Raw genomic sequence first — 12,133 nt, forward strand, 5'->3', positions numbered from 1 at the left:
CAAAGAGTTATCGTTTTGGCATGTTATTTGAACGAATTGGATAAAAAGAGGTCAATATGAAAACGATATTACGAAACTTTATCAGTGTACTCCGCCGTTTCAGGATGGCGACTTTGTTGAATATTCTGGGATTAAGTATTGCTTTCGCTGCATTTATGGTGATCATGATGCAGGTAAGTTATGATTATACGTTCGATTCCTGCCAGCCGGAATCAGAAGCGATCTATCGGATGGATATGCAATATCAGGGAGAACAGGTAGCCATTATGAGCCGTCCTTTGGCGAGGGCTTTTACAGAATCGTCGCCGCATATCAAAGCAGGAACCCTTATGACATCGTGGACTTCCGACGGGTTTTACAGTGTCGAACGGAGCGGTGAGATACAAAACTTTCAGGATCCGATAGCGACAGTGACCCCCGACTTTACCCGTGTTTTCCATTTCGATATGGTGGAAGGCGATGAAACGGCGCTGGAGCAACCGAAGTCGGCCATGATTCCCGAAAGCATCGCTAATCGCCTGTTCGGTAATGAATCGGCTATCGGTAAACAGTTGATGGGCGGGACATCGGGAAAAGTAGTTGCGATCGTCAACGGTGTTTTTAAAGATTTTCCCCGTAATTCATCTGTCCGCAATATCATTTACCTCCAGATGGATCCGAAGGAAAATTATGATGAGTGGGGTAACAGTAATTATTATTTCTTTTTCCGTATGGATGATCCGGCAAATGCGGAAGATGTGAAGGAAAACTTCAAAAAGAATTTCGATAAGACAAAAATGGCCGGTTCCGATCTGGATTGGGAAAGGGATAAGATCGACCTGCATATCACTCCGCTTACCCAATTACATTTCCTGACCAACGCTTCTTACGATTCGATGCCGAAAGCCAGTCGTCAGACAGTACAGGTACTGTTTGCCATCGCTTTCATAATCCTGCTGATTGCCGGTATCAATTTTACGAACTTCAGCACGGCATTGACGCCGATGCGCATTAAGAGCATCAATACGCAGAAGGTGCTCGGTAGTCCGGATAGCCTGCTACGGCTGAGTTTATTGGGAGAGGCTGTCATTATCAGTTTCGTGGCATTCCTGATTTCGCTGGTCGTATTGCATCTGGCTGAAAACTCGTTTATTGCTTCTCTGGTGGATGCCGATATGTCTTTGGGGATACAATGGAAAATTATCGGTGTCACAGGGATCATTGCCTTATTGGTCGGTGCGCTGGCAGGGGGTTATCCGGCTTGTTACATCACCTCTTTTCCACCGGCCCTGGTGCTAAAAGGGAGTTTTGGATTGTCGCCTAAAGGACGTGTGCTGCGGAGTACGCTGGTCAGTATTCAGTTTATTGCATCCTTTATCCTGATCATCGGTTCTCTGTTCATGTTCCTGCAAAACCATTATATGCAAAGTGCGCCGCTTGGATATGATAAGGACGAACTGATTGTTGTCGAGCTGAACAGTAAGATTAATAAAAACCTGAGTGTGCTGGAAAGTGAGATAAAAACATTTTCAGGAATAGAAGCTATCACGTGTGCCGACCAGATATTGTCGAGCCGGGACTATTATATGGGCTGGGGACGGAATTATAACGATAAACCTATCGATTTCCAATGTATCCCTGTTTCTCCGAGTTTTCTGCATGTCATGGGAATAAATGTGATCGATGGCCGTGATTTCCGGCCGGAAGATGATCTGAAAGATAAAGGAACGTATATATTTAATGAAAAGGCACGCGATATGTATGATCTTGTGGTGGGTGAATCGGTCGAAGGGGAAGAGATTGCCGGAATTATTCCTAATATCAAGTTCGCTTCTTTCCGTAACGAAGTGTCGCCAATGGCATTTTATATCGGCGGAAAGTATTGGAAGGGAAATGACGGAATCCGGTATTACAGTGCAGCTTATATCAAAGTAAAGGCAGGTAGCGACCTGTGGGCTGCCATGGAACATGTAAAAGCATCGTTGAGCAAGATCGATCCGGTCTATCCGTTTAAAGTCTCTTTTTACAATGAGGTGTTGCAACATACGTACGACAAGGAGTTGAAGATAAGTAACCTGATAACCTTGTTCAGTCTGATAGCCATATTTATCTCTGTTGTCGGTGTTTTTGGGTTGGTTGTTTTCGAAAGTGAGTATAAGCGCAAGGAAGTGGCGGTACGGAAAGTATTGGGTTCTTCTACTTCGGAGATACTGTTTATGTTCAACAAAAGTTATCTGTTGATCCTGTTGATCTGTTTTGTGCTGTCGGCTCCGGTTGCATTCTATGGCGTATATCGCTGGTTGGAGAACTTTGCTTACCGTACTCCGATCTATTGGTGGGTATTTCCGGTAGCCTTTGTTATTGTTTCGGCCATTACTTTTATAACCGTTACTTACCAGAACTGGCAAGTAGCAAATTCGAATCCGGTGGAAAGTATAAAGTCGGAGTAATCCGGCTTTAGAATGGATGCCATAAAAACAAACTGATATGAAGACAATATTACGAAACTTTTTCAGCGTGCTGCGCCGTTTCAGTCTGGCCGCTTTCCTGAATGTTGCGGGGTTGGCTGTTGCTTTTGCAACCTTTATCATTATTATGATACAGATCAGCTTCGAACGTAATTTCGATCGTTGTCATCCGACGGCCGACCGTATTTACCGGGTGGAATTAAGTGGCGAGGTGGTAGAGGCAGAGGCCGGGACATTTTCCCGTATCCTTCCGCGAGGATTGATCGAGGCTGTTATAGGATCATCTCCCCATATCGAGGCTGGTAGCCTGATTTTCCCTTATAGTCCGGCCATCTATTTTACGGTGACGGAGAACGGCGAACGGGAAGGCTATCATGAATTGATTCAGACTTGCCATCCGGCACTGACCCATGTATTCGATTTTCCGATCATCGAAGGAGATATCGATTGCCTGAACGATCCTGAAAAACTGATTTTACCGGAAAGCATGGCTCGTAAGATATTTGGAAAACAGTCGGCTGTAGGTAAAGCATTACATGCCGAAGAGCAAATAATGAGCAAGAATGTAAGGGATTTTACTGTCGGAGCCGTTTATAAAGACTTCCCGGAAAATACGCAGATTCGTAACCTTATTTATACGGGTATCGATAATACTATGCGTGAGAATTTCGGATCCAGTAGTTTTATATGTTTCCTTTTACTGGATAATCCGGAATCGGCCCGGCTTGTTACGGACAACTTCAATGCGAACTTCGACTTTTCCAAGTTGGGGAGTGGGAAGGTACAGATAAAGTTGACGCTTCTTACGGACATTTATTATATGAATGAAAGCCAGGATGGTACGATTTTCCGCAGCGGTAATAAAGAAGTGACCTGGTTGCTTTTTTTTATTGCCTTACTGATCATTATAGTGGCTGCCATCAATTTTACGAATTTCAATACTTCGTTGACACCGATGCGTATCAGGAGTATCAATACCCAGAAAGTGTTAGGCAGTCCGGATTGCGTATTACGTCGGGCTTTATTGGCCGAAGCTGCTATTACCAGTCTGGTGGCCTGGCTGGCGAGCCTGTTCATTGTGCATGTGCTGGCTTCGACCGGTACCATGCCGTTTATAGAGGCTGATTTGAGTATAATAGATAACCTGCCGATTGTCTTGTTGACCGGTGTTATTGCATTGGTTACCGGCATACTGGCCGGGTTATATCCTTCCTGGTACGTGACCTCCTTTCCTCCGGCCCTGGTGCTGAAAGGAAGTTTTGGGCTTTCACCGTCGGGACGCAAATTACGTACGGTGTTGATAGGTATCCAATATGTGGTATCTATTTTATTAATTATCAGTGCTTGTTTTGTTCATTTGCAGAATAAATATATGCGTGGTTATTCGCTGGGATTTGACAAAGATCAGATCGCGATCGTTCCTTTGAGCAGTGACCTGTATATTAAATCTCATGAGACCTATGTTAATCGCCTGAAGGAATTTTCTGGTATCGAAGATGTGGCTTTTTCTCTGGAGAAGGTCGGTTCGCAGGATGGTTACAGTACGAACAGCGGTTCTGTCAAGGAAAATGATTTCCACTTCTTTATGATCTTTGTTTCCGCAAATTTCCTGCGTGTGATGGGAATCCCGGTAGAAGAGGGGCGTGACTTTTATCCGGCCGATGAAATGGCTGAAACTCCTTCTTACATTTTTAATTGTACGGCAAAACAGGAAGTAGGTATGGAAGTGGGGGATAAAATGGATTCGTGGGCTTCGGGTGATATTGTCGGGTTGACAGGCAATGTCAAGTTTACTTCGCTTCGAGAGGGAGAAAGTAATATCGGTTTTGTGACAGGGAAACTGCCTTATCCGCTAACTACTTCTTATATACGCCTGAAAGCCGGGGCAGATGTCGATGCAACCGTTTCACATATTTATAAAACACTGGCTGATATAGATCCGGCTTATCCGGTCGAGATCGAGTTTTATGATGCTGTGTTCAACGAATTATATCATAAGGAAGAGAATTTGCGTAGCCTGATCACGGTATTCAGCCTTTTGGCGATCATTATTTCGCTTGTGGGTGTCTTTAATCTGGTGGTATTCGATACACAATATCGCCGGAAAGAGATCGGTCTCCGAAAGGTACATGGTGCGACTATCGGTGAAGTTTTGAAGATGCTGAACAGTTCCTATATTTATATTGTCCTGATTTGCTTTGTGCTGGCAGTACCGGTTGGTTATTATGGGATCAACAAGTGGCTGGAGAGTTTTGCCTATAAGACACCGATGTTTTGGTGGGTCTATCCGCTGGCTTTGCTTATTGTACTGACTATTACTGTCGGTACGGTGACTTACCAAAGCTGGCAGGCTGCTAATGCTAATCCGGTGGATAGTTTGAAGTCGGAATAACAGCGTTTTACATAGAATCTGTTTCAATGTCTAATAATTTGACAGCATTGTCTAATTATTAGACATTGTTCTTTTCTGACGGTTGGGCTAATATTCTGTTATTCTGTGCGTTGTTGCTTTGGCATGCAATTTGAATTACCAAAGTAAACATAAATAGTAATGAAGACAATACTAAGAAACTTTTTAAGCGTACTGCGTAGGTTCAAGATGGCAACCTTTTTGAATGTGGCGGGATTGGCAGTTGCATTTGCAGCCTTTATCGTTATTCTGATACAGGTAAATTATGAACGTAGTTTTGATCGTTGTCATCCGACGGCGGAAAGAGTTTTCAGAGTGGAGTTGGAAACTCCCGGTACATTCGGTCTTATTTTACCCCGTGGATTTGTAGAAACTGTTATTCAGTCATCTCCGCATATTGAGGCCGGATCGTTGATCTATCCTTATAATTCGGCTATTTATTTTTCCGTTATGGAGAATGGAGAGAAGATTGGTTACCGCGAACCGGTATATACTTGTAACCCTGAGATTACCCGTGTCTTTGATTTCCCGATATTGGAAGGGGATATCGATTGTTTGAAAGATCCCGATAAACTTATTTTACCTGAAAGTATAGCTCGGAAAATTTTTGGAGACCAACCGGCTGTAGGTAAAATGTTGCATGCCGAAGAGAATGTTGAGACCAAAGATAACCGTGAATATACCGTTGGTGCCGTTTATAAAGATTTCCCCGGGAACACCCAGATGAGGAATCTGATCTATACGGCTATCGGACCGACTTTTCAGCGGGATAATTTTGGGGCGAGTAATTTTGCCTGTTATGTGTTGCTGGATAAAGCGGAATCTGCACAGGATGTGGTTGATAACTTCAATGCAAATTTTGATTTTACTAAAATAGGAAAGAAAGATCAACAGCTTAAACTTACCCCTCTCACTGCTATTTATTATCTGAATGAAAGCCAGGACGGAATGATTTTCCGCAGTGGAAATAACGAAGTGACTTTGTTGTTATTTTTTATCGCCTTATTGATCATTATCGTAGCTGCTATCAATTTTACCAACTTCAGTACAGCCCTGACACCTCTTCGTATTAAGAGTATCAACACCCAAAAGGTTCTGGGCAGTTCTGATAGATTATTACGAAACGCTTTGCTGGCGGAGGCTGCTATTGTCAGTCTTATAGCCTGGTCGATCAGTTTGGTTCTGGTCTGGATGCTCGGCAGGACAACCGCTTTACCTTTTGTGGAAGCTGATTTGAGTATCTTGAAGAATCTGCCGATTGTTTTGATTACGGGTGGAGTGGCATTGATAACCGGAGTAGTTGCCGGATTATATCCTTCCTGGTATGTGACCTCTTTTCCACCGGCACTGGTGCTGAAAGGCAGTTTCGGACTTTCTCCGTCCGGTCGTAAACTGCGTACCATTCTGGTCTGTGTACAATTTATAGTTTCCATCCTGTTGATTATCGGGGCTAGCTTTGTACAGTTACAAAATGATTATATGCGTAGTTTCTCGCTTGGTTTCGATAAGGATCAGATTGCTATTGTGGAATTAAGCGGAGAACTTTATAATAAACATCATGAGACATATGTAAATCGGTTGAAGGAGTTTCCGGATATCGAGGATGTTGCTTTTGCCATGGAGAAAGTGGCTTCAAAGGATGGTTACAGTACCAATGGAGCCGTTTTGAAGCAAAAGGAGTTTCATTTTTTCATGATCATGACTTCTCCCAATTTCCTTCGGGTGATGGGTATTCCTGTTGAAGAGGGGCGCGATTTCTCTTTGTCCGATGAGTTATCGGAAGAACCTGTTTATATATTTAATGAGACAGCTAAACTGGCGGTAAATATGGAACAGGGAGATATTCTTCAGTCATGGATTCCCGGCCGTATTATCGGATTTACCGGAAATGTGAAGTTTACCTCTCTTCGCAACGGTGAGAACAATATTGCTTTTGTGGTGTCAAAGATGCCTTATCCGATGTCTGTCTCTTATATTCGTCTGAAAGCGGGATCCGATGTGCATGCTGCTGTTAATCATATCCGTAAGACATTGGCGGATCTTGATCCGGCCTATCCGTTTGATGTGCAGTTTTATGATACGATCTTTAATCATTTGTATCATAAGGAAGAGAATTTGCGTAGCCTGATTACTGTTTTCAGCATATTGGCAATAATCATATCGCTTGTGGGAGTATTCGGATTAGTCGTATTCGATACACAGTATCGCCGGAAAGAAATCGGTGTGCGTAAGGTACATGGGGCGACTAACAGTGAAATTCTGAAAATGCTTAACCGTTCATATATTTATATTGTACTGGTATGTTTTGCCCTGGCTACGCCGATCGGTTACTATGGCATTAAGAAATGGCTGGAAAGTTTTGCCTATAAGACACCGATGTACTGGTGGGTATATCTGGCCGCATTGACAATTGTACTGGTCATTACCATAGGTACAGTCACATTCCAGAGTTGGCGGGCGGCAAATGCCAATCCGGTAGATAGTTTGAAGGCACAATAAGTATTTCAACTAAACAGATTTACTATCATGTTTTTTGAAATGAACTGTCATACTATCATTTATTTGTGTAATATGTTGTATATATGCGTGTTGTCTTCTGATAGTTACCGTTTTTAACTGTCACTTATCTATCATGCAACTATCATAGCCTACTTGAAAAGACGGATAGATAAGTACTTCTTTTCAGTAAGTATACTGTTTAAAATCAGATGGATAGTAATATAAGTTGCTTGACACCCGGGTCTTGATATGCTCGACACCCGGGTGTAAGCATCGTTGAGATGGGGGTGTGAAACAGGTCGAAATGGGCATGCCGGCAACAAAAAATAGGTATTCGGATGAAAATAAGTCATAGGTTTGAGATAAAAAGGTAGTAGGGCGACGAATTATAAGAGGTGGTATCGAACGGTTACAGGTACTTTTTATGAATTGAAATGACTGTTCTTTGGTTAAAATCTCGTTAAAATGATGGTTGTATGTTAGATTAGTGATAGTTAAAAGCGGTAACTGTCATAGGTTAATGTGCATGTATATAGAGATTTACACGAGTGAATGATAGTATGATAGTTGATTCGTAGAAAACCTGACACTGTAAACGCAAAAAAAGGATATCCCATATGGAATATCCTTTCTTCTACTGATATATAATAAATATAATGTCAGTCAATTAGTTTCTGGGAAGTGCTTCTTTCACTACCATTGCCCGGCCTTCGTATTCTGCACCGTTCAATTCGTTGATAGCTTTGAAGGCTTCTGCATTTTCCGGCATTTCAACAAAAGCAAAACCTTTTGATCTTCTGGTGTCGCGGTCTACAATAAGTTTTACAGAATCAACTGTTCCGAACTCTTCCATTACATCTCTCAAATCTGATTCCTTAACATTGTAGCTAAGGTTACCAATATACATGTTCATAAATATAAAAATAAAAAATTAATAATATAACAATAAAACTTTAGGAAGGTCTTTATCAGAGATGGAAATACTCAATGTTTATAACTGAGGAGATACATGTGAAAGTAAGATCGAAATAAATCTCTTATTGTTTCTGATGCAAAGTAACGGAAACAATTTGGATAATGAACTATATATCTTGTTTATTATTCAATAATATATTATTATTATGAAATAAGGTCATTAATTAGTAATATGCCGTTATTCCGTTTTGTATAAGTTTATCCGGCATTAGTTCCATCCTCTCGTTTTTTCTATCGGAAAAATATACGGGTAAAGCGGGTATATATTCGTAATATTGCAGTAGAAATATTAAATATGATATAGCATGAATAACCTTGAACGATCCAGGCACAGGAGGCCTGTTCTAAGTACCTTGATCTTGTTACTTTCGATTGTAACAATGAGCGCACAAACAACGACCTTGCATCCGGTTGCTTCCAACGACTGTGGTGTGGACGGCAAACAGCCGTTTCTGGTAAAAGGCGATAATTATACCATGCCCGATGAAACGGGAGGAAGTATGACGGCAAGAACCTGCAATTTCGGAGGGTCTGTTATCTATGCTTTCGACCGTTTGGATATACAGGCGGATTACCAGTTGGAGGTAGTCTATCTGGCGGATAGCGAGCGGCGGCAACGGATCGTAGCCGATGGAAACGAGGTGCAGGCTCCTGTCGTTCTTGAAAAAGGGAAGGAACAGCGTTATCGTATCGACCTGCCGAAAAAGGCATTTGCGTATGGACAGCTGGTACTGGTTTTCGAAGTATTGAAAGGACCGAATGCCATTGTTTCGGAATTGAATCTTTATTCATCCAATCCAAAGAAACCGATTCCGTTTGAAGGGGATAAAAAGCTGGCGCTGGCACAGACACAAAGTTACCGGGTGGATACGACCGTGAATGTGGAAGAACATCTTCCGGTTTATACAACTGTTCCGTACAGTGTGCCGGGCGTGTATAATCTGGTTCTGTCATTGAACGGAACCTGGCAGTTTAATCCGTCTCCGAAAGCTGATTTTTATACCCGTAAGGCCGATACGGACGGCTGGCATCCGATTGTTGTACCCGGACAATGGTCGATGCAGGGATTCAAAGTCGATTCTGCCGGTTTTGGAGGTTATCAGACTCTTTTTACGTTGCCGGCGGACTGGAAAGGCAAGCAGGTGAAGTTGCGTTTCGACGGTGTATCCAGCGAATGTATTGTCTGGCTGAACGGAAAAGAGATAGGGACCCATATGGGGGGTATGACTGCGTTTGAGTTGGATGCTACCACAGCTTTGCAACCGGGAGAAAACAGATTAGCACTGAAGGTCCGTAGCGAATCGCTGGCAGATATGCTGGGAAGCCTGACGCAGTATGCCGCTCATCAACTGGGAGGTATTACGCGCAAAGTCACGCTTTTTGCCGTACCCGATGTGCATATTTCCGATCTCCGTATCGTGACGGAGTTGGATGAACAATATAAGGATGCTGAACTCAAAGTGTATCTGGCTGTGACAAATGCCGGAAAGGAGACGGAGAAGAATATAGCAGCGCGTCTTTCTATCGGCGGCCTTCCCGTTGTTCTCGATCAGGTAATTCCGGAACTGTCTCCGGGCCAAACCTGGACCGGATGGTTAACCGGAAAAGTGGCCGATCCCCGGAAATGGGATAATGAACATCCTTATTTATATACGATGAAAATAGAATTGGGAAATGCGGACGTAACCACTGAACAGATAGAGAAACGTTTCGGTTTCCGTGAAGTAGAAGTGCAGGGCAACCGTCTGTTGGTAAACGGCAAGCCGGTAAAGTTGAGAGGCGTCTGCCGTCATGAAGCGCATCCGCTTACCGGTCGTGTCATGACTCCGGATCTGGAACGAAAAGATGTGGAATTATATCGTGCCGCCAACTGTAACTTTATCCGTACGTCACATTATCCTCCTTGCGAAGAATTACTTGAAATCTGTGATGAACTGGGAATGTTCGTCGAAGTGGAAGCACCTGTTTGCTGGATTGGTCATCATGCGAATGAGAACTGGAAAGTACTCGATTACCAGGATAGTACATATTATCCGTATGTCTTGCAGGCAAATATGGAGACGATTCATTTCTACCGGAATCATCCGTCCGTTATCTTCTGGTCGATTGCCAACGAATCGTATTGGAACAAAGAGTTTGCCCAGGTTGAGGTATATGTGAAGAAAGCCGATCCGACTCGTCCGCATACTTTCCATGACCAGGCATACGGCGGTTTCAATAACCAGGGAAGTACGGCTCCCATTTCCAATATTCATTATCCCGGACCGGATGGATATAAGGTTGCCGCCAAGAGTGACCGTCCGATGGTGTATGGGGAATATTGCCACCTGAATGTTTACAACCGCAGCGAGTTGGTGACCGATCCCGGTGTGCGTAGCGACTGGGCGCTGGCACTGTCTCCGACCTGGGAAAATATGTATAAGACGGATGGTGTGCTGGGCGGTTCTATCTGGTCGGGTATCGACGATATTTTCCAATTGCCGAATGGGGATGCTGTGGGTTACGGTCCGTGGGGACCGATAGACGGATGGCGTCGTCCGAAACCGGAATATTGGGATATGAAAAAGATATATAGTCCGATTCGTGTGCAAACGGACCGGTTGTCGCCTGCTAAAGAGTTGGTTATTCATTTGGAAAACAGATATACCTATACTGATTTCAATGAATTGCAGCTCAACTGGAAATATGGGGATGAACAGGGAGTTTCCTTTGCCTCGATTAAGCCGGGAGAGAGCGGTCAGATACGTATTCCGATTATGAATCCGGATCAGGCAAACGAGCTGTATCTTTCTTTTACCGATCCGCGCGGTTTCATTGCCGACGAGTATATCATCCCGGTAGGTAAACAGGTTCAGAATGAATTACCGGAGTTGCAGCCGCTTACGACACAACTGAAGAAAGCAAGTGACCGTTATCGCATTACCGGCAAAAACTTTATTTGTGAAGTGAGTCGCACGACCGGACAAATCCTGTCGTTGAAACAGGGAAAGCAGGAGATACTGAACGGCGGTCCGTGGCTGATGGCGCTTCCTCTGAATGGCGGCGGTTGTTATCCGAACCATAATGCAAATACTCCTTTATTTAATGATATTTGTACGGAATGGACTCCGACGGAAATCGATGCGGCAAAAGTCGGTGACGATGTAGTTGTCACGGTGAAAGGAAGCTATAAAGAATTTGAAGGAAGCTATAAACTGACTGTCAATGCGGCCGGAAAACTTTCTGTCAGCTATTCATTTAATGCGCTGGCTGACGTAAATCCCCGCCAATGGGGATTGGTTTTTGAGGCTCCGGCAGCCTTCAACAAAACATTCTGGCGTCGCGATGGCCTGTGGAGTGTTTATCCGGAAGACCATATCAGTCGTCCGGTAGGAGAGGCAGACCTGTTTTATTCCGGTTTACCCTCGCATCTCAATCCGCGGGTGGAACCTACCTGGTCGTGGAGCCTTGATTACAATGAATTGGGAAGCAACGATTTCCGCTCTACCCGTCGTAATATCTGGTACGCCGGCCTAACCAATGCCGCAGGCAATAAGGTAACCGCCGTTTCAGATGGCAAACAGCACTGGCGTTCATGGCTGGAAAAAGACCGTATCCGTTTCCTGGTGGCAGATTTCGTCACTGCCGGCAACGAAATGTTCCTGAGTAGCTATTATGCTCCGTTCAGAAAACCGTTAAAGGCAGGGGATAATATTAGTGGTGCGATTGTATTGCATACGAACTGATTTGAAATATTCAGGGAGAGGAGGTAAAATAGTAAGACTTCCGTAAACTATATTGACTTGGATTGCTTATATTTGCA

General features: G+C 43.7%; 5 protein-coding genes. 4 read left to right on the forward strand and 1 reads right to left on the reverse strand.

Features of this window, described 5'->3' with window-relative positions; genetic code table 11:
- The first annotated feature begins 56 nt into the window (after window positions 1-56).
- The 3 genes from DWW91_RS12800 (at window position 57) to DWW91_RS12810 (ending at window position 7,356) form a co-directional block, all read left to right on the forward strand.
- Window positions 57-2,429 carry an ABC transporter permease gene (locus tag DWW91_RS12800; protein ID WP_122327943.1) on the forward strand — a complete coding sequence of 791 codons (2,373 nt, stop codon included), beginning with the start codon at window positions 57-59 and terminating at the stop codon, window positions 2,427-2,429.
- A gap of 37 nt (window positions 2,430-2,466) precedes the next feature.
- Complete coding sequence (locus DWW91_RS12805; RefSeq protein ID WP_122327944.1) at window positions 2,467-4,839, forward strand: ABC transporter permease; 2,373 nt, start codon at window positions 2,467-2,469, stop codon at window positions 4,837-4,839.
- A gap of 159 nt (window positions 4,840-4,998) precedes the next feature.
- Window positions 4,999-7,356 (forward strand): ABC transporter permease, encoded by a 2,358-nt coding sequence (locus DWW91_RS12810; protein ID WP_122327945.1) that lies wholly within the window; start codon window positions 4,999-5,001, stop codon window positions 7,354-7,356.
- A 667-nt stretch (window positions 7,357-8,023) separates the two neighbouring features.
- Here DWW91_RS12810 and DWW91_RS12815 read toward each other — a convergent pair.
- Window positions 8,024-8,269: an RNA-binding protein gene (locus DWW91_RS12815; protein WP_007653338.1), complete on the reverse strand. Its 246-nt coding sequence runs from the start codon at window positions 8,267-8,269 to the stop codon at window positions 8,024-8,026.
- A 367-nt stretch (window positions 8,270-8,636) separates the two neighbouring features.
- Between DWW91_RS12815 and DWW91_RS12820 the strand changes: the two genes are divergently transcribed.
- Window positions 8,637-12,056, forward strand: a complete 3,420-nt coding sequence (locus DWW91_RS12820) for a glycoside hydrolase family 2 protein (RefSeq protein WP_122327946.1) — start codon at window positions 8,637-8,639, stop codon at window positions 12,054-12,056.
- Window positions 12,057-12,133 lie beyond the last annotated feature (77 nt).

The organism is Parabacteroides sp. AF17-3 (assembly GCF_003635445.1).
GTDB lineage: Bacteria > Bacteroidota > Bacteroidia > Bacteroidales > Tannerellaceae > Parabacteroides > Parabacteroides goldsteinii.

Excerpts from the sequence above, each read along its gene's own strand:
- DWW91_RS12800 (WP_122327943.1), top strand. The coding sequence starts at position 57 with ATGAAAACGATATTACGAAACTTTATCAGTGTACTCCGCCGTTTCAGG.
- DWW91_RS12805 (WP_122327944.1), top strand. The coding sequence starts at position 2,467 with ATGAAGACAATATTACGAAACTTTTTCAGCGTGCTGCGCCGTTTCAGT.
- DWW91_RS12810 (WP_122327945.1), top strand. The coding sequence starts at position 4,999 with ATGAAGACAATACTAAGAAACTTTTTAAGCGTACTGCGTAGGTTCAAG.
- DWW91_RS12815 (WP_007653338.1), bottom strand. The coding sequence starts at position 8,269 with ATGAACATGTATATTGGTAACCTTAGCTACAATGTTAAGGAATCAGAT.
- DWW91_RS12820 (WP_122327946.1), top strand. The coding sequence starts at position 8,637 with ATGAATAACCTTGAACGATCCAGGCACAGGAGGCCTGTTCTAAGTACC.